Source organism: Streptomyces sp. NBC_01450 (assembly GCF_036227505.1).
GTDB lineage: Bacteria > Actinomycetota > Actinomycetes > Streptomycetales > Streptomycetaceae > Streptomyces.
Genome location: NZ_CP109480.1, coordinates 10,717,704 through 10,744,696, shown reverse-complemented (window position 1 = coordinate 10,744,696; position 26,993 = coordinate 10,717,704). Strand labels below are relative to the sequence as shown.

General features: G+C 68.5%; 20 protein-coding genes and 8 pseudogenes. 12 read left to right on the top strand and 16 right to left on the bottom strand.

Translation table 11 applies throughout. From position 1 onward, the window contains the following. Positions 1-456: 456 nt before the first annotated feature. The 3 genes and pseudogenes from OG568_RS61680 to OG568_RS61675 all read right to left on the bottom strand — a co-directional run. Positions 457-924: pseudogene (locus tag OG568_RS61680) on the bottom strand (maleylpyruvate isomerase N-terminal domain-containing protein); the annotation flags it as partial. Between the two features lie 994 nt (positions 925-1,918). Continuing rightward, a pseudogene (locus OG568_RS47980) lies at positions 1,919-2,890 on the bottom strand (IS3 family transposase); the annotation flags it as partial. Positions 2,891-2,976: 86 nt separating this feature from the next. Further along, positions 2,977-3,390, bottom strand: coding sequence for a transposase (locus OG568_RS61675; protein WP_443077841.1), 414 nt, complete (start codon positions 3,388-3,390; stop codon positions 2,977-2,979). A gap of 250 nt (positions 3,391-3,640) precedes the next feature. Between OG568_RS61675 and OG568_RS47975 the strand changes: the two are divergent. Next, positions 3,641-3,883: pseudogene (locus OG568_RS47975) on the top strand (transposase); the annotation flags it as partial. Positions 3,884-3,979: 96 nt separating this feature from the next. Here the strand turns inward: OG568_RS47975 and OG568_RS47970 are convergent. Then, positions 3,980-4,549: a GNAT family N-acetyltransferase gene (locus tag OG568_RS47970; protein ID WP_329536199.1), complete on the bottom strand. Its 570-nt coding sequence runs from the start codon at positions 4,547-4,549 to the stop codon at positions 3,980-3,982. 63 nt (positions 4,550-4,612) lie between these two features. Further along, positions 4,613-5,356: pseudogene (locus OG568_RS47965) on the bottom strand (IS5 family transposase); the annotation flags it as partial. On the opposite strand from OG568_RS47965, the gene OG568_RS47960 reads away from it, so the two are divergent. Beyond that, complete coding sequence (locus OG568_RS47960) at positions 5,344-5,844, top strand: hypothetical protein (RefSeq protein ID WP_443077840.1); 501 nt, start codon at positions 5,344-5,346, stop codon at positions 5,842-5,844. The pseudogene OG568_RS47965 and the gene OG568_RS47960 sit on opposite strands and share 13 nt — an antisense overlap. On the opposite strand, the gene OG568_RS47955 is transcribed toward OG568_RS47960, so the two are convergent. Continuing rightward, complete coding sequence (locus OG568_RS47955; protein ID WP_329536198.1) at positions 5,781-6,803, bottom strand: LLM class flavin-dependent oxidoreductase; 1,023 nt, start codon at positions 6,801-6,803, stop codon at positions 5,781-5,783. The genes OG568_RS47960 and OG568_RS47955 overlap by 64 nt on opposite strands. A 135-nt stretch (positions 6,804-6,938) precedes the next feature. Beyond that, positions 6,939-7,088 (bottom strand): annotated as a pseudogene (locus OG568_RS47950) (HTH domain-containing protein); the annotation flags it as partial. A gap of 105 nt (positions 7,089-7,193) precedes the next feature. Here OG568_RS47950 and OG568_RS47945 point away from each other — a divergent pair. Beyond that, on the top strand, positions 7,194-7,781 hold the full coding sequence (locus OG568_RS47945; RefSeq protein ID WP_329536197.1) for a hypothetical protein: 588 nt from the start codon (positions 7,194-7,196) through the stop codon (positions 7,779-7,781). A 79-nt stretch (positions 7,782-7,860) separates the two neighbouring features. On the opposite strand, the gene OG568_RS47940 is transcribed toward OG568_RS47945, so the two are convergent. Next, positions 7,861-9,117 carry a serine hydrolase domain-containing protein gene (locus OG568_RS47940; RefSeq protein ID WP_329536196.1) on the bottom strand — a complete coding sequence of 419 codons (1,257 nt, stop codon included), beginning with the start codon at positions 9,115-9,117 and terminating at the stop codon, positions 7,861-7,863. Positions 9,118-9,545: 428 nt separating this feature from the next. Further along, positions 9,546-10,226, bottom strand: a complete 681-nt coding sequence (locus OG568_RS47935) for a TetR/AcrR family transcriptional regulator (RefSeq protein WP_329536195.1) — start codon at positions 10,224-10,226, stop codon at positions 9,546-9,548. 295 nt (positions 10,227-10,521) lie between these two features. On the opposite strand from OG568_RS47935, the gene OG568_RS47930 reads away from it, so the two are divergent. Next, positions 10,522-10,740, top strand: a complete 219-nt coding sequence (locus tag OG568_RS47930; protein ID WP_329536194.1) for a PLDc N-terminal domain-containing protein — start codon at positions 10,522-10,524, stop codon at positions 10,738-10,740. A 226-nt stretch (positions 10,741-10,966) separates the two neighbouring features. Here OG568_RS47930 and OG568_RS47925 read toward each other — a convergent pair whose 3' ends face one another. From OG568_RS47925 to OG568_RS47915, 3 genes and pseudogenes are all read right to left on the bottom strand, one after another. Beyond that, positions 10,967-11,941 (bottom strand): zinc-binding dehydrogenase, encoded by a 975-nt coding sequence (locus tag OG568_RS47925; RefSeq protein ID WP_329536193.1) that lies wholly within the window; start codon positions 11,939-11,941, stop codon positions 10,967-10,969. 196 nt (positions 11,942-12,137) lie between these two features. Beyond that, positions 12,138-12,868: pseudogene (locus OG568_RS47920) on the bottom strand (zinc-binding dehydrogenase); the annotation flags it as partial. 56 nt (positions 12,869-12,924) lie between these two features. Continuing rightward, positions 12,925-13,089 (bottom strand): annotated as a pseudogene (locus tag OG568_RS47915) (helix-turn-helix domain-containing protein); the annotation flags it as partial. Positions 13,090-13,153: 64 nt separating this feature from the next. On the opposite strand from OG568_RS47915, the gene map reads away from it, so the two are divergent. The 3 genes and pseudogenes from map to OG568_RS47895 all read left to right on the top strand — a co-directional run bounded on the left by map (position 13,154) and on the right by OG568_RS47895 (position 16,214). Then, the gene (map, locus tag OG568_RS47910; protein WP_329536192.1) at positions 13,154-13,921 is read left to right on the top strand and encodes a type I methionyl aminopeptidase; all 768 of its coding nucleotides are present in this window, start codon (positions 13,154-13,156) and stop codon (positions 13,919-13,921) included. A 361-nt stretch (positions 13,922-14,282) separates the two neighbouring features. Next, a pseudogene (locus OG568_RS47905) lies at positions 14,283-14,771 on the top strand (site-specific integrase); the annotation flags it as partial. A 1,005-nt stretch (positions 14,772-15,776) separates the two neighbouring features. Further along, positions 15,777-16,214 (top strand): ester cyclase, encoded by a 438-nt coding sequence (locus OG568_RS47895; RefSeq protein ID WP_329536191.1) that lies wholly within the window; start codon positions 15,777-15,779, stop codon positions 16,212-16,214. On the opposite strand, the gene OG568_RS47890 is transcribed toward OG568_RS47895, so the two are convergent. After that, positions 16,166-16,801 (bottom strand): transposase, encoded by a 636-nt coding sequence (locus OG568_RS47890; RefSeq protein WP_329536190.1) that lies wholly within the window; start codon positions 16,799-16,801, stop codon positions 16,166-16,168. The genes OG568_RS47895 and OG568_RS47890 overlap by 49 nt on opposite strands. A gap of 155 nt (positions 16,802-16,956) precedes the next feature. Between OG568_RS47890 and OG568_RS47885 the strand changes: the two genes are divergently transcribed. The 4 genes from OG568_RS47885 to OG568_RS47870 all read left to right on the top strand — a co-directional run bounded on the left by OG568_RS47885 (position 16,957) and on the right by OG568_RS47870 (position 21,851). Then, positions 16,957-18,735, top strand: coding sequence for a histidinol-phosphate aminotransferase family protein (locus OG568_RS47885; RefSeq protein ID WP_329536189.1), 1,779 nt, complete (start codon positions 16,957-16,959; stop codon positions 18,733-18,735). Then, on the top strand, positions 18,732-19,535 hold the full coding sequence (locus OG568_RS47880; RefSeq protein WP_329536188.1) for a phosphatidate cytidylyltransferase: 804 nt from the start codon (positions 18,732-18,734) through the stop codon (positions 19,533-19,535). Before OG568_RS47885 ends, OG568_RS47880 begins: the two co-directional genes overlap by 4 nt. A gap of 463 nt (positions 19,536-19,998) precedes the next feature. Continuing rightward, a complete protein-coding gene (locus OG568_RS47875; RefSeq protein WP_443077839.1) occupies positions 19,999-20,931 on the top strand; it encodes an NAD-dependent epimerase/dehydratase family protein in 933 nt (310 codons plus the stop codon). Beyond that, on the top strand, positions 20,928-21,851 hold the full coding sequence (locus OG568_RS47870) for an RNA polymerase sigma-70 factor (protein WP_329536186.1): 924 nt from the start codon (positions 20,928-20,930) through the stop codon (positions 21,849-21,851). The genes OG568_RS47875 and OG568_RS47870 overlap by 4 nt, the downstream gene beginning before the upstream one ends. A gap of 138 nt (positions 21,852-21,989) precedes the next feature. On the opposite strand, the gene OG568_RS47865 is transcribed toward OG568_RS47870, so the two are convergent. From OG568_RS47865 to OG568_RS47855, 3 genes are all read right to left on the bottom strand, one after another. Further along, positions 21,990-23,135 (bottom strand): RNA polymerase sigma factor, encoded by a 1,146-nt coding sequence (locus OG568_RS47865; RefSeq protein ID WP_329536649.1) that lies wholly within the window; start codon positions 23,133-23,135, stop codon positions 21,990-21,992. A gap of 8 nt (positions 23,136-23,143) precedes the next feature. After that, positions 23,144-23,551, bottom strand: a complete 408-nt coding sequence (locus tag OG568_RS47860; RefSeq protein ID WP_175257148.1) for a YciI family protein — start codon at positions 23,549-23,551, stop codon at positions 23,144-23,146. Positions 23,552-23,841: 290 nt separating this feature from the next. After that, complete coding sequence (locus OG568_RS47855; RefSeq protein ID WP_329536185.1) at positions 23,842-24,774, bottom strand: aldo/keto reductase; 933 nt, start codon at positions 24,772-24,774, stop codon at positions 23,842-23,844. Between the two features lie 1,022 nt (positions 24,775-25,796). Between OG568_RS47855 and OG568_RS47845 the strand changes: the two genes are divergently transcribed. Then, positions 25,797-26,573: a hypothetical protein gene (locus OG568_RS47845; protein ID WP_329536184.1), complete on the top strand. Its 777-nt coding sequence runs from the start codon at positions 25,797-25,799 to the stop codon at positions 26,571-26,573. The last annotated feature ends 420 nt before the right edge of the window (positions 26,574-26,993 follow it).

Sequence of the window (26,993 nt, the reverse complement as noted above, 5' to 3'; positions counted from 1 at the left end):
CGGCACATCTGGGCGCAGCCCTTCGCGGATACTTTCCGGGTACCGGTCCCCACGTTGCCCCCACCATCATGGCTCCGGATCCCACCCGAACCCTACGTCCCCCGACCGGATGAGCAGCAGGCCGTCGATCGACGTTCCGTGGTTCCGCGCGATGCTGAGGTCAACATCCCTATGAGGCCATTTGGTCCCCAAGGTCTCTCATGACCGACCGGGACCGCCTGGCCGAAGTCGACGCAGACCGCCCCGCGTCCCAGGCGGATCCCGTGCGATCCGGTGACCACTTGGCGCAAAAGGGTCAGTCGGGAGACCGCGGTGCTGGACATGCCGAAGAGTTCGCTGGGCTCCGGACCGCGACCCGCGAGGCTGTCCAGTATTTCGCCGGTCTCTCCGGTCAGTTCCGCACTGAGCTCCGGCGAAACGGTGGCCACCGTGACCGTGTCATCGGCGTGGGTGATCTCATAGCCGTGGTCCGGACTCCCTCCGAGCGACACCGTCGTCTGGACGTACTCGCCGGACCAGCCGGCCGGGGTCGCCGCCACGAGCAGCCCGTACATGGTGGCGAGACGCGATTCCGCAGCCGGGTACGACATCTTCAGGCCGAGACACAGTGCGATGTCCCGTTCGTGCAGCCAGGCGTCCCAGAAGACGATCCTCCTCCTCGGTCAGGACAACCAGTTCGCGCAAGGTTTCTTCAGGACTCTGACCAGCCGACGCAGCGAGCCACACAGCAGGCGTCGTAGCGGGGTGGAACGGCCCGTACGCGGAGAACGGAGCCGGTCGGCCACCCAGGCTCGCCACATGGAGGGAGGTCGTGTCACGTACGTGACGCACGACGTCGTGTACCGACCACTCCGTGCAGCGTGTTTCTGCCCGCCAGGCAGACGCATCGAAGGCGGTGACGGTCTTGATGAACCGGCGGCGTTGAGACCGGAACGCATCAAGTACAGCGAACGGACCGTCGGTAAGGCCCTCCGCTCGTCAAGAACACGGCGGGGTGGATCCTGCTCGGCGATGACACACGCTCCCTTGTTTCGATGTCCGCGACCCTCGTCGCTTCTCATGTCACGCGACGAGGGGCCGTCCTACGGCTACTACGCAGCCATCTCATGCCTCGGCGCGACGGCGAACCATGTGACGGTCGCCTCCGTGATCCTCTGCCAGCGCCGAATGGGCAGACCTTCCGTCAGCCAGCGGCGCGCTTCCAGATCTTTGGTGCCCCACAGGCCTGAGACGGTACGGGCCGAAAGCCCATCACGCCGATGTCGCCCTGGACGCTCGGGATGCCGGTGTCGTCAGCTCCTCGGCCGACCGCGCGACGACACACGACGACGGTGCTCAGCTCGGTGAGCGTCTCGGCTCGGTGCGAAGTGCTGATCACGGACGACACGGGGTTCATCAGGAACGGCACCGTCGGCAGGGATCGGTCGGCAGTACACCGGCACCTCGCGAAAGATCGACACGTGTCGGACCCGGCTGTCCGCCTCGCACGCGACCAGCCACGACCGGACCTTGATGCCTTGATGCCTTGATGGAACGGGAGTTGTATCTACCGAAGCCCCCTGGACATCCCACCGCGTACGCTGCCGGGCGGCGAAGGTCCGTGACGACGGCGGGCTCCGGCACCGACTGCACCGTGGGCGACTCGGCCGGCTCATACGGAGGAACCGACAGAGTGTCACACGCCCCCGGTCAGTGGGCGCTTGAAAACCTGCAGGGTGCGATATCGCTCCCGTCCGGCAAACTCCCCCAGGGGCCAGACGGCCGGTCGTCCCCCTTCGACGTATAGGGGATACCGGCCCCCGATCAACTCCCAGTGCGCATCAGACAGGCCGCTGGGACACGGGCGGTGTTGCATCATTTTTCAGCGCGGTGATGGTGCGGCGGAACCTGTCAAAGCGATCAAGGCAGGTAGATCGTTCTAACGCTGTGCTGGGATCAGCGGGGTGTCTGGTGCCGGCTGGTTGATCCATGCCGCTGCGGGGAGCTTGGGAGGCTCGGGTGGTTTGCGGACGAAGCGTTCGGGGTGCTTCGCGTAGACCGCCTGGAGGACGTCGGCACGCATCTCGCGGAGCTGCTCGGCGAGACCGAAGTGCACGTCGTGGGGCGTGTGCAGGCCGATCCCGGAGTGCCGATGCTCCTCGTTGTACCAGGTGAAGAACTGAGTGCACCACGCCCGGGCGTCCTCGAGGGATCCGAAACGCTCGGGAAAGTCGTGCCGGTATTTCAGGGTCTTGTACTGGCTCTCGCTGTACGGGTTGTCGTTCGACGTCTTCGGCCGCGAATGCGACTTGGTGACGCCGAGACCGGCCATCATCTGGGCAACGTTCTGCGCGACCATCGGGGATCCGCGGTCCGAGTGGATCGTCAACTGCCCTGCTTCAATGCCGTACTTGGCGATCGACTCAGACAGGAACCGCTCGGCGAGGTCCTTGTTCTCGTGCGCGGCGATCATCCAGCCGACCGTGTAGCGGCTGAAGATGTCGATGATCGTGTAGAGGCAGTAGTAGACGCCTTTGACCGGCCCCTTCAGCTTCGTGATGTCCCAACTCCACACCCGGTTCGGGCCCTCGGCGACCAGCTCGGGAACGGTCCGGGGTGGGTGGACGGCCTGGCGGCGGCGTTCACGGACCTCGCCGTGCCGTCGCAGGAGCCGGTACATCGTCGACTCCGAGCACAGGTAGACACCCCGGTCCAGGAGCACCGCGTAGATCTCGGCGGGCGCCATGTCGGCGAACTCCGGGGAATGGAGCACGTCGAGGACCCGTATCTCCTCCTCGGGTGTGAGAGCGCGGGCGTGTCGGCGCCGTTCCCGCCGCGGCTTGGCCGGGGCGGGGCTTCGGCGGTGTTGGCGGTAGTAGGTGGCACGGCTCACGCCGAGAGCGGCGCATGCCTGGACGCGTCCGACCAGCCCGGTGAGCTCTTCAAGGGCCTGGTTGCGGGCGGTGTCGAACGCCACGGCCGCGAGCTGGGCTTCGGTCACTGGTTCTTCTCGCCGTTCCGGGCCGGGGCGCTGTCCGTGGCGAACTGGTCGAGCAGCGCGGAGAGTTTTCCCTGGACCTCGATGACGGTGCGGGCCTTCGCGAGGTCGGCTTCCAGGCGGGCTTTCTCCGCCTTGAGCTTCTCGATCTCCTTGTCCCTGGGGTCCGCCTTCGGCCGTCCGGCCGACGCGGCGAGCGCGTCCAGGGCACCCTTGTCACGCTGCTGCCGCCACGTCGTGATCAGCGACGAGTACAGGCCCTCCCGCCGCAGCAGAGCGCCCTTGCCCTTCTTGTCCAACGTCTCGTACTCCGCGAGGATCCTCGCCTTGTACTCCGCGGTATACCGGCGAGGACCGGTCGAACGGGCTTCTACCTGCGGATCAGGGGTCCCGTGGTCATTCGTGCTGGCCACCCGGGCACTACTCCTTCTCCGCCCTCGACTCAATGAATCATCCAGTATGCCTGACTCGATCTACTTTGACAGAGAGGGCGGTGCTGGTGGGGCTGTCTGTGCGGTGGTGGCTGGTGGGATGTGTGGTGGGGCAGGTGTGACTGGAGGCGGCTTGCGCCTGTCTCATTCCAGGACGCCCTTTGCGTGCCGCGCTTCGGCCGGTTCTGCTGCGTGCCTGGGCGCACTCGGGTGCGGGCGGTGTGCCCACGTCATGACCGAACGTCGTGTGTATCCGGGCGATCTGTGCGATGCCCGCGGGGAGTCGACTGAGCCGGTCCTCACGGCCTGGCGGACCGAGCGGCGCCGTCATGCCCTGGACATCGGCCGGCCGCCCGAACACGAGCTGCGCGAGATCATGAACGCAGTCTTGTGTGTGGACCGCACCGGGGTGCGGTGGCGGTATCTGCCGCACGATGTTCCGCCCTGGAAGACCGTGTACGGCTGCTTCGCCAAGTGACAGAAGGCTGGCGTGTCTTGCCAGCCCGACGGTTGAGAGGTCGTCTCGTCTGGTGTCGATGGGACAGGAGTTGAGCTCGCTGGGTTCAGATATTCAGGGGCAGGGAGTGCCGTTAACGGGCGGCGTAGGGCGGTTCAGTCGCCAGACCACGTCGATCCCGCTGCCTGAGAGAGCTACGGGCGGCGTTGCCTGTTCACGCAGGACTTCGGTGAAGCCCAACCGGCGTGGTACGGCGGCGCTGGAGGTGTTGGACAGGTCGTGCGCGATTTCCAGGTACTCCACGTCCGGCAGGGTGAACATCTCGTTGACCATGGCCGACGTTGCTCTAGTGGCGATGCCCTGGCCAGTGGCCGCAGGGTGCAGCCAGTACCCCATGCGTCGGCCCTGAGGTTCAGCCCCGCGGTAGGTCTGGCACATGCCAATGAGAGTGCCGTCTTTGGCGATGGCGTAGTTGTACACGTCACCGCTTGCCCACTTCGACTCGGACATCGCGAGGAAGTCTCGGGTGCTCTTCTCGCTGTGACGGGCGACCCACGGCTCCCAGGGGCGCAAGTGGTCCAGAGAGTCCTCGATCAACTTGAATGCCGCAGCGAAGTCGTTCTGCCCCCGCCAGCGTCGCAGGACGAAGTCTCCGCACGCGATGATCTGCCTCGGTCGCTCCATGACGGCCATGATTGTTCGCAGAACGGCTCGCTGCAACGGGATCCAGAAGAACTGGTGGGCCGTCTACCTGGCAAGACGGCAGTAGCAGATCAGAGCGGCGGCGACGACGGCGCCGAAGGCCAGGAAGTGTGCGGCCTTGGGCTCGTAGCGGCGGTGCGGGCGGCGGCACCCGGCCAGCCACGCCGCCGTGCGGTCCACGGTCCAACGGTGACGGCCCAACCGCTGGGAGGGCTCTACGCCCTTGTGGGCGATGCGCGGGCTGATGTTCCGCGAACGCAGCCGCCGTCTCGGATGGTCGTAGTCATAGCCCTTGTCGGCATGCAGCTCGGCGGGTCGGCGCCGGCGTGGCCCGCGGCGCGAGCGGATGGGCGGGATACCCCGCACGAGGGGTCCCAGCCCTGACTGTCATCGGTATTCGCGGCGGAGATCCCGATGGAGATGGGCGGACCGGACCGGTCCGCCCAGTGATCAAGTGGATCTTTGATCCCTTCTTGCCACGACCTACGTGCTTCGGACCCGTCAAGTCCCCCCTTTCAGGCCCCGCATGTTCACCGAGTCGATCGCGCGCACCGCGACCAGTCCAGGGCGCCACGAGCGCCGCGCTCGTCCAAGACCAGGCGGTGGAGCTTGCCCCACACTCGGGCTCGGCTCCACTCAGTGAACCGCCGGTGAGCAGTTGGCCCGGACGGCCCGAAGACCGAGGGCAGTTGCCGCCACCTGCGGCCCATCGCGGCCACGAACACGATGGCCGCAAGCGGAGCGTCATCACCGACACGCTCGGCCTGCTCCTGGTCGTGGTCGTGCTGGTCACCGCGGCTGGCGTTCCGGACTTTGTGGCCGGCACCCAACTGCTCGATCAGCGCGCCGCGGACTATCCCGCGATCCGCAAGGACTGGGCCGGCGGCGGCTGCCGCACACACTTCACCGGGCACGCCGCCACCCTCGGCACCGACCTGAAAATCGTCCAACGCACCCCCGGGACCAGGGGATTCACACCCATCCCGAAACGCTGGACGGTAGAGCGGACCTGCGGCCGGCTGATGCTCAACCGCCGTCTGGTCCGCTACGACGAATCCCGCCCTCACCGCTCCGAACCCGTGATCCACCTCGCCATGAGCGACCTCATGGACCGCCGACTCACCGGTGAGAGCACCATCTCCTGGCGCGACCCTGTGAAGCCGCACCCATCGCAGATTCCGGGAGGAAACAACGAGAGAAAACGACCTCTCACTCAGCGCCAGCCGAGCTCCGGCGCCACGTGGGTGAGGATGCTCGCCAGCACATGGGCGTTGTAGTCGACTCCAAGCTGGTTCGGGATGGTCAGCAGCAAGGTGTCAGCGGCCTGGATGGCCTCGTCTTCCTGGAGTTGCTTCACCAGTACGTCCGGCTCGGCAGCGTACGAGCGTCCGAAGATCGCCCTGGTCGTGTCGTCGATCATGCCGACCTGGTCCCGCGAGTTGCGGTCGTGGCCGAAGTAGGCCCGGTCCAGGTCGTTGGTCAGGGCAAAGACGCTGCGGCTGACCGACACACGCGGCTCTCGCGCGTGGCCTGCCTCCTTGTACGCCTCGCGGTACGCCTCGATCTGCTTGCGCTGCTGGACGTGCAACGGCTCGCCCGTCTCGTCGTCCTTCAGTGTGGAACTCTGCAGGTTCGTGCCCAACTTCGCGGCCCAGACGGCGGTCGCGTTCGAGCCGGAGCCCCACCAGATCCGCTCGCGCAGCCCCTCGGAGTGCGGCTCGATGCGCAGCAGCCCCGGCGGGTTGGGGAACATCGGCCGCGGGTTCGGCTGCGCGAAGCCCTCGCCCTCGAGAACCTTGAGGAAGGCCTCGGTGTGCCGGCGGGCCATGTCCGTGCCGGTCTCGCCCTCCGCAGGCGAATATCCGAAGTAGCGCCAGCCGTCGATCACCTGCTCCGGTGATCCGCGGCTGATGCCGAGTTGCAGCCGTCCGCCGGAGATGAGGTCGGCGGCGCCGGCGTCCTCCGCCATGTACAGCGGGTTCTCATAGCGCATGTCGATCACGCCGGTGCCGATCTCGATCTTCGAGGTCCGTGCACCGATGGCCGAGAGGAGCGGGAACGGGCTGGCCGCCTGCTGGGCGAAGTGGTGCACCCGAAAGTACGCACCGTCCACGCCGAGCTCCTCCGCGGCGACCGCCAGGTCGATGGACTGGTGGAGGAAGTCGGCCGCGGACCGGGTCTTGGAGTGCGGACTCGGCGACCAGTGGCCGAACGAGAGGAAACCTATCTTCTTCACACGAGGTCAAACCATCCGACGGCCGCGTTTGATTCCCCGCGCCGACGCGGTGCGACCAGGCCGAACGGCCGGTGCTGCCATCGGGCCCCCTCAGGGGTGCGCTTGCCGGTTCCGCGCACTGCTGCGGTTGCGGATGGCATGCACCGGGTACCCGAGGGCGCTCAGCCGCTCCACGTCACGCCGTACCGTGCGCGGCGTGACCCCGAGCGTGACACCGAGCCGGTCGGCGGGCTCATGGGCGGTCCAGAGCCGGCACCGCTGCGGCAGCCCGAGCAGGGTGAGCACCCCCGCTCCGCCGCACCCCGCTCGTCACCGCTTGCCACGTCCATGACGCCCCCTTCCATAGATAGCGGACCGATCCTGTCCGCCAGGGGTGTCAGGGTGGGCTCCATGGATGCAGGCGAACTCGACTGGAACCGGACGCTGCGCGAGCAGTGGGCGGTCCATTGGAGACATCAGCTCCGAGCCCGGCTCGAGGGCCTCACCGACGACGAGTACTTCTGGTCGCCGGTGCAGAACGCCTGGAGCGTGCGGCCGCGCGGCCGCTCGAAGGCGCCCGTGCAGTTCGGTGCCGGGGACTTCACGATCAACCTCGCCTTCCCGCAGCCGGTCCGGGCGGCCTTCACCACGATCGCCCGGCGACTCGGTCCTCGTCGCGCGCAATGCGGCGCGCTTCGGCCCGCAACACCGGGTGTGTCTTCCCCATCACCGCCACCGGCCAGGGTAATCACCAGCATCGGCGACCACGCCACAGCCGGCAGGGTCCTCGCCCAACACGCCGCCGACGTCGACGTCGAAGCACACACGATCGCGGTCGGCCGATCCCCGCGCGGACCGGTGGCGCAGTTCACCGGCGGCAGTTCCACCGCCGCGCTGACCCACGCCGCGGCCTGCAACGTCGTCCTGGTCGAACCCGGTCGGACACCACACCGGTTGACGGCGGAGTCACTGGAGCAGCTGCGTATCAAGAGCCTTTAGCGGAGCGGAGCGGGGCACGGCGTCGGCAACGACGAAGGCGGTTGACAAACTCCTGCCGTTGCGTGGCGCCCCGCGCCGCTTACTGGCCGACGGCGCACAGCGCGTGGTCGATCAGGGTGCCGGTGGCCCGGTTGAGCGTGGAGAGGTCGGGCATCGCGGAGGTGGTGGTGACGGAGATGGTGACCGCGCTCCGCCCGTCCGAGCTCACTGCGGGGCGGGTGTAGGTGCCGTACCCGTCGCCCTCGTGCATGTAGTAGTGACTGCCGCAGGACAGCGGGATCTCGCGTAGGCCCAGACCGTACGTACCCTCGGGCAGCTCCGCGACATCGTCCGGGTCGTCGGTGCGCTGTACGGTCTGCCGCATCTGTCGCCACTGCTCGGCGGGCAGAAGGCGGCCGTCGGCCAGTGCGCGGAAGAAGGTGTTGAGGTCGGCGGTGGTGCTCACCACCCCGGAGTCGGCGGTGTGCAGATAGCTGTTGGTGGTGACGTCGAGCCTGGTGCCGTCCGTGCCGGTCAGGTAGGTGCTCACGTACGGCGTGGGCAGGAACGGGTCAAGACCGGGCACCGAGGTCTGGCGCAGGCCCAGTCTGGCGATGATGCGGTGCTCGACCAACTCCCTCCAACCGGTGCCGCTTGCCTTCTCGGCGATCATCCCGGCCAGCAGGTAGTTGGTGTTGGAGTATGCCCAGCGGGTGCGACCGGCCTCTGGCACGAACAGCGGTTTGTGGGCCACGGCCGTCATCACCAGGTCGGCAGGAGAGGTGTCGTTGTAGCGGTTCTCGTCGAAGTGCTCGCGGAGCTTCTGCTGGAGGTCGGGGTCGTCCACGTAGTCGAACAGCCCGCTGGTCTGGCGGAGCAGGTCGCGTACGGTGATCCGGGAACCGTCGTTGCCGTGGCCGGAGACCACTCCGGGCAGCCAGTGCTCGACGGTGTCGTCCAGCGAAAGCTGCTTCTCAGCGGCGAGTTGCAGCACCACAGTGGCGACGAACGCCTTGGTGGCGGAGGCCGTTCGGAAGTGCGAGCCCCACGGCACGGGGGCGTGGGAGCCGACCGACACGGTGCCGAGGCGGGCCTGTAACCGCCCTCCGGGCAGGCCGTCGACCCTGGCCAGCACGTTCACGTCCCCGCCACCCGCCCCGCGTACGGCGGCCAGGTCGCGGCGGAGCTCGGCCTGGTTGTAGTCCGCGCGTGCGGCGCGGTGTCCGGAGGCTGCGGAAGCCGCTTCCGGCAGCAGCGCGGCGGCGATCAGCGCGGCCGCCGCGAGGGCGGCGGCTGAGGCCTTCTTCCTGCTGCCTTTGGTTGTTGTGCGCTTCGTATCGGTCTCGGGAGAACGCATGGTTCGAACCTCCGGTTCGCGCTGATGGACCAGCGTCTGCTGACACCAACCAGCCAACCGGACCCCGAACCCAAAACCCATGGCCTTACCACCCGTACCATGCGTGGTGCCAGCCCCTCCCACGGTGGGGAAAACCCGAAACCGGGCCTTCTTCTCGGAGCCTGTTTCTCGTCGATCTCGTCGATCTCGTCGATCTCGCAGGCTCGCCGGGCCGCTCCTCGCAGATCACGATCACCGCTGGCCGACACGACAGGCTGTGTGCCGAGCTGCGCGGGGCCGGCTCGGTGCCCTGGCCGACCGGAGGCCTCACCGGCAAGGCAGTGATCCCGTTGAGCTGTTCGGCAACACGGTCTTCGCCGGCGGTCCAGTGGCCGCACCGATTCCACTGCTGGCCCGTGTCACCAATGCCACCCTGCCGGTTACCCCAGTCACGAGCCCACCTCCTGCTCGTCATTGCGGGCCGCCGGCATGACCACGCAGGGTTGTTCATCGCCGATATCGGGGTCTACCGAGCGGATCGCTCCGTAGAGCACGATGTCGACGGTCGCCCGCAGCAGATCCGCCGCGGTCGAGTCGAGTTCGAGCGGCAACTGCGAGGTGAGCAGCCGCTCCAACGCGCCGCGGGTGATCTCACTCAGCAGCTCGGGCGGCGCCGACAGCAGTCCCTGCCGGTGTCCGTCCCGGAACAGTTCGTCGAGCCGCCGGTAGATCACCGCGTCCACACGCTGCTCCACGTAATCGCGCAGCATCACATCGCCCCGCCCCGACGCGAGCTGGGCCGCGCCGATCCGCCCGAGCTCACTGCCCGCCGCGATCAGAAACCGCTGGACCCGCACACCGAACGGCTGGCCTTCCGCGTCCTCGGCCGCCGCCGTCAGCGTGCGCTCCACCGCAGCGAACGTCCGATCCAGCACCGCGGCCAGCAGACTGCGCTTGTCGGGGAAATGACGGTAGATCGTCTTCTTGCTCATCCCGAGTTCACGAGCGAGATCGTCCATACTCACCCGCGCGAAACCCGACGCGAAGAACAGCCGGCCTGCCGCCTCCACGATCATGTCGGCACGCCGCCCGTCACGCTCGGAAACTTCAGAAACCGATCCCGTTTCCATGGTTCCGATAGTGGCTTCCCACCCCTGCGCTGTCAAGGAACGCGGGCATGAGGGGGTGAGGGCCTGTTGTGAAAGTGATCTCAGTTGTGGATGATCGCGCCGTGGGCGGGGCAGTCCAGATGTCTTTGCCGGTGCTTACTTTCGCGGCCCTTTCGCGGCCCTTTCGCGGCCGTAGGTCATGGCAGTCAGGGTGCCTCTTCAGCGATCTTTGACTTAACCCTTAGCATGGCCGACCAGTGGAGTCAGACCGTGCCGCACACAAGCGGGCAGGTGCCCATGCACATGAGGTGACCGGATGACGTCGCTGCTGGTCTACGCGATTTACCTAATAGTCGCGGCGTTGTACGTGTACGCCCTGGTCGATTGCCTCAGGACACCCCCGGCGCGTATTCGAATGCTGCCCAAGGTGAGCTGGCTGGTCATCCTGGTCCTGTGCCCCGTTCTGGGCGCTATCGGCTGGCGAAACCTGCGCAAGCGGTCCGCCCATGCTGGGCAGCAGCCGTCTGCGGCCTGAGTCCGGTCGCTCGCCTCACTTCCAGCACACGGCACGGTGGCGCTTGAGGCGATTGATGCCACACGTGGGTTGGCCGTCGGGCCAGTCCAGACGGGGGCGGGCCCCTTCCGGCGAGAGGTGGCCCGGTCCCGCTCTCCGTCATGCCCAGCGGAGAGCGGTTCAGCGTGCTCGGATGTGGTGTCTTCCCATCGGTCTCGGCGGCGGGTTGGCCGCGGGCAGGTTGATTTCAGTGGGTGATCTCGACGACGGCTTTGATGAAGCCGTCGGGCTTGCCGCTGAGGTCGGTGAAGGCGCGATCGAGGTCGGCCAGGCGGTATCGGTGAGTGATGAGCGGACCCAGGTCGACGCGGCCTGCGGCCACAAGGTCCAGGCCGCGGCGGGTGGATTCGCGGATCCGTTGCGGGTCGCGGACGTGTGCGTTGATGACATCGATCGCCTTGAAGTTCCACTGCTGCATGTCCACGCTACGCATCTGCTGGTGGTAGCCGAGGATCGACAATGTGCCGTGCTGGCGTACCAGTCGGGTGGCGAGGTCGAGGCCCGCCTGGGTGCCGGATACCTCGAAGACGACATCGAAGCCGTCCGTGCCGTTTCGGGCCGCCAGGTCAGGTGCCTGCTGTGGCGTGACGGCCTCGTCCGCGCCGTTGCGGGCCGCATGTTCTTGGGCGTCCTGGCGCAGGTCGATGGCGATGAGCTGGCTGGTGGGACTGTGGCGCAGCAGTTGGAACAGGCACAGGCCCATGAAGCCGGCACCGACTACCGCTACCCGGTCCCCGACGTCGAGTGGGGTGCGGCGCAGGCCCTCCACGACGCAGCCGAGCGGTTCCCCCAGCGCGTTGTCGGCGGATACGCCCGGCGGGACGACCACGACGTCGTGCGCGTCGGCCAGTGCGTACTGGCCGTAGGAGTGTTCAATTCTGCCGGTGGCGAGGTCACCGACGGTCACGTCCGTGACGCCCGGTCCCACGGCGGCGATCTCACCGACAGGCTCGTGCCCCAGAATTTCGGGTTCGTCGGCGGGCCCGTTCCGCCAGACGGACAGTTCGCTGGCGCAGACCCCGACGCGCTGGATACGCAGTAGCACCTGCCCGACGTCACAGACCGGAAGCGGTGCGGGCACGAAAGCAGACTGCTCGGGGCCGGTCAGGGCGCTGCGCTGGTACGTGTCGGGCAGGGAGGACTGGTCGGATGGTGTGGGCATGAGAACTTCCTTGTCGCGAGGTACGAAGGTCTTCAAGAGCAGGACAGAGCGGCCCGCGTCGGACGACAACCAACGGTCACAGTTCGCGGGTGGCCTCGGTCAGATGGTTTTCGGGCGAGGATCGGCCCCGGACGCGACCGCGCAGGAACGTCAGAGGTCACCCCAGGGCCACGTGCGTGCCGGCTGCGGGTCCAGGTCAAGGGCTGAGCAAGACCGTGATCGCGCGGCGCTCGTCCATCGCCTGATAGGCGTCGGCGGACCGATCCAGCGGCAGGGTGAGATCGGAGACCTTGCCCGGGTTGATCTCCCGCTCCCAGACCAGGTCGATCAACTCGGGCAGGTACTGGCGTACCGGGGCGTGCCCGCCGTGCAGGTGTACGTGGGAGAAGAACCGGTCCTCGCCGTTGACCTGTACGTCGTAGGAGACGCCGACGTGGTCGACGTGCCCGCCGGGTCGGGCGGAGCGGATGGCCTGAAGCACCGACTCCTGCGTGCCGACGGCTTCGATCACATTGTGGGCGCCGAACCCGCCGGTCATTTCCTTGGTCTTCGCTACGCCTGCGTCGCCGCGTTCGGTGACGATGTCGGTGGCGCCGAATTCCAGGGCGAACTTCTGCCGCGCGTCGTGCCGGATCATGGCGATGATGCGCTCGGCACCGAGTTGCTTGGCCGAGAACACACCCAGCAGGCCGACCGCTCCGTCACCGGCAACGGCGACTCTCTTGCCCGGTCCGGCCCGGGCGGCCTTGGCCGCGAACCATCTGGTGCCCACGCGTCGGCGGCGGTCAGCAGGCTTGGGATCAGATCCTCATCCGACATGCCCGGCGTGGCGACCAGGGTGCCGTCGGCCAGCGGGATGCGCAAAGGCTACGCCTGCGCACCCCTCGCATCGACCCATTCGCGCTGCACGCAGGAGATCTGGTAGCCCGTCGATGGGCTCGGCGCCGCGATAGGGGCACAGGTCCGAGCCGCACTCACAGGCCCGGGGTGGGTGCCCGCCCTGTCTCGATCTTGCGCAGCGTCTCCGCCGATACCCCGGCCGCCGCGGCCACTTCCACCATGCTGCGGTCACCGCGCGCCTGGCGCAGCAACGCGCCGAACCGTTCTCCGCGCTGTCGTTCCCACGGAGTCAAAGGAGTTCTCACCATGACCGTGATACTAATACCGGTATAAAAATTGGGCACCGAAGCATGAGACGAGGAGTCGCAGGACATGGTGGAGATCAAGACCGACACGGCGCTGGACGCGATGCGGGAAGCCGGGCGCGTAGTGGCCCAGGCCCTCGCCGCCGCCCGGGAAGCGGCAGGTGTCGGGGTATCCCTGCAAGAACTGGACGAAGCGGCCCGCACGGTGCTGACCAAGGCCGGGGCCCGCTCGCCCTTCCTCGGCTACCGACCCTCCTTCGCCCCCACCCCTTTCCCCGCAGTGATCTGCACCTCGGTCAACGACGCCATCGTCCACGGCATCCCCACCGGCTACCGCCTGCGCGACGGCGACCTGGTCAGCGTCGACTGTGGCGCCGAGCTCGACGGCTGGACCGGAGACGCCGCCATCACCTTCATTGTCGGCACCCCTCGGCCCGCCGACCTGAGCCTGATCAACGCCACCCAGCAGGCTCTCGACGCCGGCATCGCCGCCGCCACCGCCGGAAACCGCATCGGCGACATCTCGCACGCCATCGGCACCATCGCCGAAGCAGCCCGCTGCGGCATGCCCGCCGACTTCGGCGGTCACGGTATCGGCCGCCGCATGCACGAAGACCCCCACGTCCCCAACCGAGGACGCCCGGGACGCGGCTTTCCCCTCCGGCCCGGCCTGGCCCTCGCCATCGAACCCATGTTCATGGCCGGCGGACACGACGACTACTACGCCGCACTCGACGGCTGGACCCTCCTTACCACCGACGGCAGCCGAGCAGCCCACATCGAGCACACCGTCGCGATCACCGAAGAAGGCCCACGCGTCCTGACCCTGCCCTGATCGGAACGAAGAGACTTTGCAGCCGTACGTCGCGGCTCCGTGCGACCCGCCTGTCCACCACGAACCCACGGAAACACCCCCGGAGGACGGCCGATCCCACCCACGAGTTCGCGTTCAACGCCCTTCAGTTTCCGTGAACCCCTGAGGATCGGCGGGGTTGAGCAACACCGGAACACAAACCGGCGCCAAGCCTCCGTCGGCCCTGGTGGGCGGCTGACGGGGCGTCGGTCACGAGACCGGTCTCTATTCGCCCTACAGATAACACCCCACTATCTGCGGTGACTTGATCCGCCAACTGCGGTAACACTCTTCGCCGGCCGCTACATGAAACAGCCGTGCCATATAGGGCAATGGGGAAGTGGTGCCCTCCATCGTGCAGTTGCCGACAGGGAAGGCGTTGTCCGTCCGGATGGCCGTCGACGTATTCCTCGACTCACTGGGCAATCCGAACACGGTCCGCAATTACGGGGTCGGGGTCGGCAAGACGGCCGAGCGCCTGGGCGAGGACCGACCACTGGCCTCGGTCGCGGACGAAATGCTTGGGGAAGCCCTGGAACTGCTGTAGGGCTCCGCTGCGGTGAACACCTGGAACACCCACCGGGCGGCTGTTCTGTCCTGGCCGGGCTGGCGCCGCGACCACGGTCACGAGGGCCCCGCCGTCCCGGCTTGGGCGAAGAGGCTGGCGGTGCCCGACGCTGAGACCCCGGTACGCTCGAAGATGGCCGTCGGCCGGCTCATCGCGGGGCGCGAGGTGCACGTGCAAGAGAAGGCGCTGCGGCGGATGCTCTACGAGACCACCGCTCGTGCGGAGGAGATCCTCGGCGTCGGCATCGAGGAGCTGGACCTCGCCGGGCCGGTCGCGTGCGTAGTGATGGTCACCCTGTTGCGCCTTCGGTCAACCGGGTCCGGCGTCCGCTCGACGCAACCCTGCTCGGCCAGTTCGTTGATCGCCGCCACGACATCGCTGCGGTCCATGCTGCACCGGCGGCCGAGCTCGATCTGGCCGGCCACCCCCGAACTCGTCCGGCGCGGCCAGGATCCGGTGGTGATATCCGCGCGCGCCCACCTTACCGAAGCCGTCGGACGCCAACCGGTGGGCGTGCACCGCCACCTGGGTGAGCAGCCAACTCGACTTCGCAGTCAGGTGTGCGGGGGTCTCTTCCACGACGGACGTCGACGGCGACCAGGCGGCTGCCTCGGCGAACTCGCTCGTGTACTACTACCGCGTCGGCCAGCCACCCCACCTGACAAGCGGCCTGCGACTGGCCTGCACCGCAGCGCGGACTCCGGCGGGCCGGCGACTTCGTAGCGGACGGCGAGTCACCGATAGGGCCGATGCCGCCCCAAGTACCCACAACGAACTCCTGGAATGGTTGTCCGGCCTCTTGGTAGCTGGGGATGCGAACCAAACCGCTCACCAGGAGGCCCTGCAGCCGCAGTCTTTCGCGCTCGCGTGTGTGGAGTCCAACTCGTCGTCCCTGTCGTGCGGCTGTCTCACGCACAGGTTCGGCAACGCGGCGGACCGGCCGGATCGCGCCCCGTGCCAGGTCTCCGAACCGACCGGAGTTCATGCCCATCCGCCCCGAACCAACCGATCGCGTTCGGAAAGCGGATGGGGTCCACCAGGCACTACTGCCTTAGCAGCTCACATCGTCTGCACTGGTCACACAACCGGCGCCGCAGTCAAGCCCGATCCGGCCGCCGCTTGCTCCGGCCCGACTCTGTTGGACGTCCTCGCCCGGTACACCCCTCACGCATTTAGGTGAGAAACCGGAATCGACGCCCGGGATAATCTCGGGCTGTCCGGTGCCGATTGGCTCGGTACGACACCGTCTGCGACAAAGGACATGGCCAGATGACCAAGAGTGACGAATCGTTCATGACCGTCGAAGAAGCGCGCAGGATCTCTGCCCCGCTCTACGAGGCGCTGAACAAACCGAGTGAAAAGAATGTGTCGGAACTTCTGGCCCAAGCGTGCAACGATGACTACCACCCGTACCACACAAATCAGGAATTCCTGACGCGCGACCAGTTGGCCGACGTATTCAAGGCCATGGGAGAGACCGTGCCCGATCTGGCGTGGGAGGTGGTCGACATCCATGTGGTCGACGACACGATGATCGTGCGTGGAGAAGCGACGGGGACGCCGGTCAAAGAATTTTGGGGAGCTGCTCCGACCGGAAAGTCCTTCAGGACGATGGCGATTGACGTATTCACCGTCCGCGATGGAAGGCTGGCGAAGGGCTACCACATCGAGAATTGGGCGACGGCGATCCAACAGCTCAACGCCTGATACGAGGTGGTGATCACCACGGACGAGGTGCTACTGAGTGGATGTGGTTCGTCCGTTCGTCTCGCTCGTGGGGGTGGCTGCTCCCGTCGGTGCTCGGTCTGCTGGAGGCCCGGGAGAAGCGGGTCCGGGAAGAGGTTGCACGGTTGCGGGAGGAGGCCGAGCGGGGGCCGGCCTCGCTTGGCGACGCCGAACGCACGTTTGAGCGGCTCGTGAATGCCCGGGGGACGGTGGCCGAGGTGCTGGCCGGGCCTCCTTTCCCGGACGCGGTCGCGCAGCCGGTCGTGGAACTCGGCGAGCAGGCCATTCAGCTGCCAGCGGCGGGCGAAGGCGTGCACGCGCCGATACGGCGGTAAGTCCGCAGGCGAGTTCGCCCACTTGGCGCCGTTGTCGACGACGTACAAGATCGCATCGAGTATCACGCGGTGGCAGCAGCCGTCCGGCCGCCCGCCGCGGCGGGCCACACCCCGCCGCAACGCCCCCTCTCTCTCCTCCCCTCCCTGGGAATCCAAGCAACCGCAGACACAACTGCCCCCTCCTCCCCCGGCGTTATCCACCCAGCCGACGGTGTCGTGGACAACCACGCTCATCCTCGGCAATCGCTGTCGCAATCCTCCGCGGACGGTGTAAGTGGGGGACGGCTGCGCCTGAGTACGCGTACTCAGGCGACTGCGTCACTTCGCTCTGACGCCGCCGCTCCGTGTTCCCCACGATTAAGTGCCCCCCTGCGTCGAGAGAGGTGCTTATGGGTCGTGACCTGCAGCTGCGTGTTGCTGCTCCGGAGGATCTCGAGTGGATCTACGAACTGCGTTACCGGGTGTACGCCCAGGAGTTGGGACAGCATGTGCCGGATCCCGCCGGGCGGCTTCGCGACGGGCTGGACGGCGACAACGTCTACCTGGTCGCGGCGCGAGGAGCGACCCGGATCGGGTTTGTCAGCCTGACCCCGCCCTGGTTGGGGCGGTATGCGTTGGACAAGTATCTGAGCCGCGACGAGCTGCCGCTGCTGACCGAGAGCGATCTGTTCGAGGTGCGCATCCTCACGGTTGAACCACGCTGGCGGGCCACCGCAGCGGCACCACTGCTGATGTACGCGGCGCTGCGCTGGATCGCCGCCCGGGGCGGCCGCCAGGTGGTGGCAATGGGGCGTACCGAGCTGCTCGCCATGTACCTGGCCGTCGGTCTGCGCCCGGTCGGCCATACCGTCCGCAGCGGTGCGTTGACGTTCGAGGTGCTGACCGGCAGCGTGACCGAGCTGACGAAGGTCACCATGGATCGCTACCACACCACGCTTGAGCGTCTGGGGTCCGAGGTGGACTGGCGGCTGGATGTGACGTTCGCACCCCGGCCGGACGGCTGCGAACACGGTGGCGCCTCGTTCACTGCCATCGGCACGGACTTCCGCAGTCTGCACCGGCGCCATCAGGTAGTTGCGGCCGATGTGCTGGACGCCTGGTTCCCGCCGGCCCCCGGGGTGCGCGCGGCACTCGCGGAGGATCCGGCCTGGGCCGCGAGGACCTCGCCGCCCGCCGACGCCGAGGGCCTGCTGGCGGAAATCGCCACGGCCCGGTCGCTGCCGACGGAGACGCTCGCGGTCGGCGCCGGTTCATCTGACTTGATCTTCAGGGCATTCGGCCAGTGGCTGACGCCGGACAGCAAGGTACTTCTCACCGACCCCGGCTATGGCGAGTACGCCCACGTCACGGAGAGGGTCATCGGATGCCGGGTGGACCGGTTCCGGTTGCGCCGCGAAGACGACTGGCGGATCGACCCGGCCCGGCTGTCCGCTGCCGTCAGGGACGGTCACTACGACCTCGTGGTGGTGGTGAACCCGAACAACCCGACCGGACGCCACGCGCCGGCTGCGGAGCTGCGCTCGCTGATCGCTGCCGCGCCGGCCCAAACGCGCTGGTGGATCGACGAGGCGTACCTGGGCTACGCCGGCCTGAGCGAGTCACTCGCCGACCTCGCCGCGACCGACCCGCGAGTGGTGGTCTGCACCTCACTGTCCAAAATGTATGCGCTGTCAGGTATCCGAGCCGCGTACTTGGTGGCCGAGTCGATCACCGCGGCGCAGCTACGCCGACGGACACCTCCCTGGCCGCTGAGCCTCCCGGCGCAGCTTGCCGCGGTGGCCGCCCTGCGCGACCCGGCGTACTACAGCGACTGCTGGCTTCGCACCCACGCGCTGCGTCGGCGACTGGCCACCGACCTGGCCGGGCTGGACGAATCCGTGGTGGTCGAGGAAGGCGTGGCGAACTTTCTCACCATGACCCTGCCGTCCGGCGGGCCGAGTGCGGCACAGCTGGTGAACGAGTGCCGCCGCCACGACGTATACCTGCGCGACCTGTCGCCGCTGTCCCCGGAGTACCAGGGACGCACCGTGCGCATCGCGGTCAAGGACACCGCCGAGAACGTGCGCATTGTGGCCGCCTGCCAGGCCGCCCTGGACGTGCTACGACCGGCTTCCGCCTCGCCCGTCGCGATATCTACGGGCGTTTCCGCCACCGGATCCGCCCGGTGATCACCGTGGCCTCCCTGGCGCCCTACCTCGGTGGGGCGCTGGTGCTGGGCGGCATCGCGGTGGCGGCGTCCCGGCGCCGTGAGCTGTTCATCCGGTGGTGCGCCTGGGCGGTCGCGGTGCCACTGGTCACCGGCGCGTTCTGGTTGGGCCGCCCGGGCGCCGCGGTCATCGCCATCGCGGCCGGCGTGATCGGGGTCATGGAGTACGGCGGGCTGATGCGGCTGGGCCGGGCAGACCGGGCGGTGCTGGCCACGGCGGTGACAGGCGTGGTGCTGGCCGCCTTGCTGGCGCCCGGACAAGTGCTCCGGGTGGTCGCGACCGGGGCGCTTGCGGTGGCCGCGGTGCCGCTCGTGGCCGGTGACGCCGACCACGGCCAGCGCCGGCTCGGCGCCGGCCTGCTCGGGCTGGCCTGGCTGAGTGTGCTGGCCGCGCTGGTGCCGCTCGGGGCGACCGCGCTCGCGCTGTTCGTGGCGGTCTCGACCGCCGACATCGTGGCGTACTTCGCCGGTCGAAAGCTGGGCGGGCCACGGCTGTCACCACTGTCACCGGCCAAGCGGTGGAGCGGGACTCTGGCCGGGGCCGCGGCAGGTCTCGGCGTGCTCGCCGTGCTGTCCACGCTGAACTGGCCGATGGCAGTCGCGGTGGCGGTCGGTGGCCCAGCCGGCGACCTTCTCGAATCCATGATCAAAAGAAGCGCGCAGGCGAAGGACGCCGGCCGCTGGCTACCTGGCTCCGGCGGCCTGTTGGACAGGATCGATTCGCTGCTCCTCGCGCTGGCCGTCCTGCTTGTCCTGCGCTGACCGCCCCCGTCCCCGACGGGGCGGCGAGGCGGCAGGGCGGCAGGGCGGCGGGCACGGTGCTCATGGACCGACGCCGATGGGCGAACGTCTGCGAACTCGCCCAGCACCGGCCCGCCGTATCTCCGCGACATGCCCGACCCGTACGAAGCCCGTGTCGCCGACGACCAACAGCACACAGACCTCCGCCCGCGCAGATCACTGGCACGCCGCGGCGGCGGGGCGAGGGCCACTGCCGTGCACTTGCCGAGGAAACACACAGGGTGCCTATGAACTGTCCGGCCCGGTCGCCACATCCTGGGCCCGGCGGGTGGCGAACCAGTCCTCCTCTCAGGCTGTGCCCAGGCGGCACCAACGACCTTCTCCCCGCCTTCTCCCGTCTTCTCCCCCACTGATGTCACAGAAGGGCAGGGCTGTCTCGTCCAGATGGTCGGAGACAGACTTCGGAATCAGGAAGGTGATGGGCATGCGGGTTTTCGTGGCGGGCGGGCTCGGGGTCCTGGGGCGGCGGCTGGTGCCGCAGCTCGTGGCTCGAGGTCACCAGGTGACGGCCACGACGACGAGCGCGGCAAAACTCGGACTGGCGAAACAACTGGGCGCGGACGGCGTCGTGATAGACGGACTGGACGCGATGTCCGTCGGTGAAGCGGTGGCGGCCGCCCGGCCGGACGTGATCGTGCACCAGATGACCGGGATCTCCCTGGCTCACGCCGGCAAACCCGACCTGAAGCACTTCGACCGGTGGTCCGTCCCCACCACCAGGCTGCGCACCGAGGGAACCGATCACCTGCTGGCCGCCGCCGAGGCGACCGGCGCATCGCACTTCGTCGCGCAGGGCTACGCCAACTGGAACGGGATCCGCGAGGGCGACTGGGTGAAGTCCGAGGAGGACCCGCTGGACCTGCACGAGGGGACGCCTGCGCACCCGGCGATGGCAGCGCTCCGCCACGTCGAGGACGCGGTCGGCAGGGTCCGCGGCGCGGTGATGCGATACGGCGCGTTCTACGGGCCGGGGGCCACCGACGACCAGGTCGTGCTCGTGCGCAAGCGACAGTTCCCGCTGGTCGGGGACGGCACCGGCTACGCGTCGTGGGTACACCTCGACGACGCGGCGAGCGCCACCGTCCTTGCCGTCGAGCAGAAAGCGAGGGGCGTGTTCAACATCGTCGATGACGAACCGGCCCCGGCCGGCGAATGGCTGCCCTACCTGGCGGCGTGCGCGGGGGCGAAGCGGCCGATGCGGGTGCCGGTGTGGCTGGCTCGGCTGCTGTCCGGAGAAGTGGTGGTGACGATGATGACCGAAGGGCGCGGCTTCTCCAACGCCAAGGCCAAGCGGGAGCTCGGCTGGGAGCCGCGCTATCCGTCGTGGCGGCAGGGCTTCAAGGAGGGGCTGGCGTGACCCGAACCGAGGAGTTCGAACAGCTGCGGCCGTTGCTGTTCTCGATCGCCTACCGAATCCTGAGCAGCGTGAGCGAGGCCGAGGACGCGGTGCAGGAGACCTGGCTGCGCTACGAACTCTCCTCGACCCGGCCCGCGTCGGCCAGGGCGTTCCTCTCGGCCGTGGTCACCCGGATCTCGATCGATGTGCTGCGCTCGGCCCGCCTCCGGCGGGAGGAGTACGTCGGGTCATGGTTCCCCGAACCACTGCTCACCGACCCCTACGAGGACCCGGAACACGCGGCGGAGCTGGCCGACTCGCTGTCGATGGCGTCCCTATTGCTGCTGGAGCGGCTCAGCCCACCGGAGCGTGCGGTCTTCGTGCTGCGGGAGGTGTTCGCCTTCGGCTTCCCGGAGATCGCCTCGGCGGTGGGCAGGTCGGAGGCGGCCTGCCGCCAACTCGCGGTACGGGCGCGCCACCACATGGACGCGGGCCGGCCCCGGTTCGAGACCGACCGGAGGGAGCGCGAGGAACTCGCCGAGCGCTTCTTCGACGCCCTCCGGGAGGGGAACGTCGACGGGCTGCGGGAACTGCTCGCCACCGATGTGTCGATGGTCGCGGACAGCGGCGGCAAGGCCCCGCAGTGGGCCAGGGGCTTCTTCGGCGCCGGCCAGGTGTCCCGGGTGCTCGCCGCCCTTCTCCCGCCGTTCACCCGGATCGGCGGCGTCGTGGAACCGCACCGGGTGAATGGCCAGCCGGGCGCGATCTTCCGCGACCCGGACGGCAGAGTCCTCAACACCTGGACACTCGACATCCTCGACGGACGGATCCAGACGATCCGCACAGTGAGCAACCCCGACAAGCTCGGGCACGTGGGCCCCGTGGCGGACGCATGGGCGGTCCTGCGCGCAACACAGCGGGTCCGTCAGGACTCGGACTGACCCGAAGCACCGGAAGCCGAACCGTCGCCGACAGGTCACCTTCACCGAGCGGGTCCATTGAGACACGGCGCCTCCAGCGCGCCTGTCGCCGCCGCAAAGCTTCCCCGCCGGCAACACGTCGTGCCCGAGTGCGCCCCGTCAGCGACATCGGCGGGCGTTGAGCCGGGCGGCCTGGCGCGTCAGGTGGTCGCGCTCGGCGAGGTTGGGTGCCTTTTGGGCCGCCTCGGCGTACAGCCGTGCCGCAGTCACCAGGTCGCCGTCGCGCTCGTGGAGGTACGCCGCCACCGCGGTGTGGCGGGGCAGTGAGTGGTCCAGCGCCGTGAGCGCCGCCAGACCGGCGCGCGGTCCGTCAGCCTCGCCGACGGCCACCGCGCGGTTGAGCCGGACGATGGGGCTGTCGGTCAGGCGTGCGAGCTCGTCGTACCACTCGACGATCTGCACCCAGTCGGTCTCCTCGGCCGTGGATGCGTCAGCGTGGAGTGCCGCGATGGCCGCCTGGGCCTGGAACTCGCCCAGCCGGTCGCGGGCGAGGGCCGCCTGCAGAATCTCGACGCCCTCGGCGATCGACTTCGTGTCCCACCGGCCGCGGTCCTGTTCGGCGAGCGGCACCAGGCTGCCGTCGGGCGCGGTCCGGGCGGCGCGCCGGGCGTGGTGGAGCAGCATGAGGGCGAGCAGCCCGGCCACCTCGGGGTGGTCGATCGCGGCCGCCAGTTGCCGAGTGAGGCGGATCGCCTCGGCGGCGAGGTCGACGTCGCCGGAGTAGCCCTCGTTGAAGACCAGGTAGAGGACGCGCAGCACGGTGGCGACGTCGCCGGGCTGGTCGAACCGCACGCCGGTGACAGTGCGCTTGGCCCGGCTGATGCGCTGCGCCATGGTCGCCTCGGGCACCATGTAGGCCTGAGCGATCTGGCGGGTGGTCAGCCCACCGACGGCCCGCAGCGTGAGCGCGACCGCGGACGACGGTGTCAGCGACGGGTGGGCGCACAGGAAGTAGAGCTGGAGCGTGTCGTCCACCGCGGAAGCGGGCCCGGGCGCCGGCTCCTCATCGACGAGGTCCTCACGCCGACGGCGGGCGGCGGCCGCCCGGGTCGCATCGAGGAACCGGCGCCAGGCCACGGTGACCAGCCAGCCCTTCGGGTCCCGCGGCGGGTCGGTCGGCCAGACGCGGACCGCTTCGACCAGCGCGTCCTGCACGGCGTCCTCGGCCGCCGCGAAGTCGACTCCGCGGCGGACGAGGATCCCGAGCACACTGGGCGTGAGGCTCCGGAGCAGGACCTCGTTCACTTCCGAGGTCACTCCGTGATGGTGGGCGGCGCGGCCAGGAACGGGCGCAGCTCGAGCCACTCGTGGATCGGCTTCCCGCCCGCACCGGGGGCGGCCGACAGCTCCCCGGCCAGCTCGACGGCGCGCTCGTAGCTGTCGACGTCGATCACCATCCAGCCGGCGATGAGGTCCTTGGTCTCGGCGAACGGGCCGTCCGTGACCGGCGGGCGACCCTCACCGTCGTACCGGACGAACGTCCCCTCGGGGGCAAGCGCCTGACCGTCGACGAACTCGCCGGTCCCCTCGAGCCGGGCCGCGAAGTCGTGCATGTACTGCATGTGGGCCGAGATCTCCTCCGGCGTCCACTGGTCCATGGGCACGTCGTTGACCGCAGCAGGAGCGCCCCGGTAGTGCTTGAGCAGCAAGTACTTGGCCATCGTGTTTCTCCTCGGTGCTGGTGCGACCCATTGTGGTCGCGTTCACTGCGGGGACGGAGCCAGGCACGGGTTCTCGACATCGCCGTCCAAAAATCTTTTGGCTCTCGTAAATGAGCCTGGGTGAGCCGTCTCGCGGTGACCGTCCCGCGATCTCGAGGTCGGCGGTGGACAGGGTCCAGAGGTGCTGGACACCGATCTGACCTGCTGTGCGAACTGCGGGGTGGACGAGCACATCTGGCGCCCGAGCTGGATCTGCTCCGCGGACAAGGTCGTCACGGATACGGTCGACCTCACCCACGGCCCCAGCCGGCGTCTCCGTGCGCGGCTGGCCGCAGCGAGGTGAGGCGTGCCATCTCCTCCGCCGAGAGCCGCAGTGTGCCGGCCGCCATGTTCTGCGCGAGGTGGTCCGGATCACCGGTGCCCGGGATCGCCAGCACGTGCGGCCCCTGCTGCAAGGTCCAGGCCAGCCGGACCTGCGCGACGGACACACCGTGCGCGCCGGCGACGGCGCACACCGCCTCGCTGTCACGGGCAGCCGGACCCGCCTCGCGCCCGGAACCGGCGATCGCGAAGAACGGGACGAAGGCGAGGCCGAGTTCACCGCAGAGCCGCATGAGAGCCCGGTCTTCGCTCAACGCACCGATCCCGTAAGGGTTCTGCACGCAGACGACCGGGGCGATGGTCAGGGCCTCGGCCAGCTGCTCGGACGTGACGTTGGAGATGCCGAGGTGGCGGATCAGCCCGGCGTCGCGCAGTTCGGCCAACGCGCCGAAGTGCTCACCGATCGAGCCGGTCCGCCGGCTCGGCGGCACGCGCAGGTTCACCACGTCCAGGTGATCGCGGCCGAGTTGGCGCAGGTTCTCCTCAACTTGGCCGCGCAACTGCGCCGGTGTGGCCCACCACCACGCGCCCGAGGGATCGCGGCCCGGCCAGACCTTAGTGGTGATGACCAGATCCTGCGGGTACGGCGCCAGCGCCCGGTTGATCAGCTCGTTGGCGGAGCGCGTCGCCGAGAAGTAGAACGCGGCGGTGTCGATGTGGTTCACGCCGAGCTCGACCGCCCGCCGGAGCAGACCGATCGACCGTTCGCGGTCGCGCGGCACGCCGCGGTCGAAGGGCGCGGTACCGGTCAGCCGTATCGCGCCGAACCCGACGCGGTTGACGGTCAGGTCACCCAGTTGCCAAGTACTGGTGGCCGCCGTGGTGTTCGTCCGTGGGCTCATGACATGGATCTCCTCTTGCGGGCTGGGAAAGCGGAACCGATAGGTGGCGCGGCACGTTCAGGTTGCTCGGCGGGTGAGTACCTTCGACGCGGGTCCACCAGTGCCGGGGCAGGCTGGACCCGGGCATGAAAAAAAGCCTCCTCGGCGGATCGGAGTCCGCGCCGAGAAGGCTCAGTTGATGCCCGGCACCTTAGCAGGACAGCCAGGGCATCCACCAGCGGGTCCTCGGATACGGGGGCTCCGCGGGCGGATGTCCCAGCGGTACACGGAGCAAGCGCGTCGGATGGGGGAACGGAGACTGATGATGGCACCGGCCACGGCGATGAAGAACTCGACCAGAGCCTTTCGTCGCTCGGGGCAGCGGCGGAGCGGGCGAATTCGTTCATCCACGAGCTCGTGCGCTCCACCACCCGCCCGTCGGCCCGGATGAGAGCCTTGGCGCCTCGCTGGGCGAGCTGACCGATGATCCCTCTCCTCGGCAGATCCAAGTGGACCATGCTGTAGTCATGTCCGGCGTCCAAGCTCAGCCGTGGGCTGTCGGGTAGCGATCTCGGGACCGCTTGAAGGTCGGCCAAGCGGTCGAGAGTGGTGGGCAGCAGCGTGTGGTCGCGTGTGTTGGCCAGTGCGGGCTCGGCGACCAGGAGAATTTCGTGGCCATCAGCCAACTGCGAGCAGGGTTGCCTTGTTCGGCCCGGTCGACGGGGCTGTTGCTCTTGCCCGCGCACCCGCCGCCGGGGGCCTTGCCCATGCAGCCGTCGGTGGGCGCAGCTGGTCGAGTTCGGGTCGGCCGCGCGCTTGTCTCCACAGCCGCGGGCCAGGACTTGCACCGGCCGGCCGACCGAAGACCATGGCGTCGCTGCTGAGTGATGGTGTCGCCAACGCCGCGGAGACCGTCGTGGCTGCGGGCTTCGGCCGCTCTCCGTCGAAGACCGCACCCTGACAAGGTGTCAGGGTCGGATCAGGGTGGAGGCAGGGGCGTCACCGATGGTGCTTGGTGGGCGCTGGACGGCAGGCTGTTGGCCATGTCGAACACCACAGCCCATCAGCCCCGCTTACCTTTCGCCAGCCGCGCCGTGGTTTCCGTCGCGGGTGCCGCCGCTTTGATCGGTCTTGCGGGGGTGTACACGCCGAGCTCCGCGTACGCCGAGCCGACTGCCCCCGCCGATACGGCTGCTGTCGCGCGGTCCGCGGCTGATTTCAGCGACTGCCCGGCGCTCCCCGCCGGGGTCGATCCGGCCCGCTGGAGATGCGAAGTGCACACTGCCGCACCGCGGTTGACAGTCGGCAAGGTCACCGTGGACCTCGCTCCGATCACCATGACGCACGCCGAGGGCCCACTCCCGGACGGCGCCAACGGGCAGGTATGGGGTGCGATGCACAGCGCGCCGACCGCCGTTCCGGGCGGGGTGCCCGGTACACCGGTGGGTGAGCGCGCGCGGCGGCTGAGGCTGGCAATTCACCCGGAGTACGGCGGTCGATCCGACTTCTACACGGGGCAGTTCAGCCTGCGATTTCGGCTGATGAGCCCGCGGCTGCCGCAGAGCTGCATCATCGGCGCCGATGCACCGGTCGCTTTCCAGCTGAAGCGATCGGGCCCATCGCAGTGGATCTCCACGAACCCGCCGCTGATCAAGTTCTCGGCATACGACGACACCTTCGCCGTTCCTGCCGCTGAAGACTGCGGGCCGATGACTGGACCGCTCAACCGGCGCCTCGGGCTCCCGGCGCCGAGCGGGAATCTGATGACTTACGACGCGACCTACACCTTCAGGACCTACGACCAGCTCCCGACGCGCTGACGGGCCACACGAGACGAAGGCGAGACCACGAAGAGGTGGCCCGCGTCGTGGCCAGTCAGCCAGTCAGCCAGTCGGTGATGGCCTTCTCTCCCCAGATCCAGTCGGTGCAGCCGTCCGGCAGTGTGACCCAATGGCTCCGGCTGTCCCCACGAAGCGGGCGTATGCGCTCCGTCGTGTCGCCGGTCGGCCTGGTTCCCGGGCGCTACCCCTGCGAGGCCCCCCACCCCTTGAATACGTGACGGGTACCGGCAATCCGCGAGGAAATCGGGGTTGACCACGCGAACGGGTCCGGCGATGAGAGACCGACCGCATCAGGCGGATTGAGTCCCCACAGCGCCGGCGCACAGTCGCCGGCCGGCTGTCGGGGCCAGTACGCCCAGCAGTCGGTACGGCACTCCCAGGCTCGACCCGGCTCGCGTC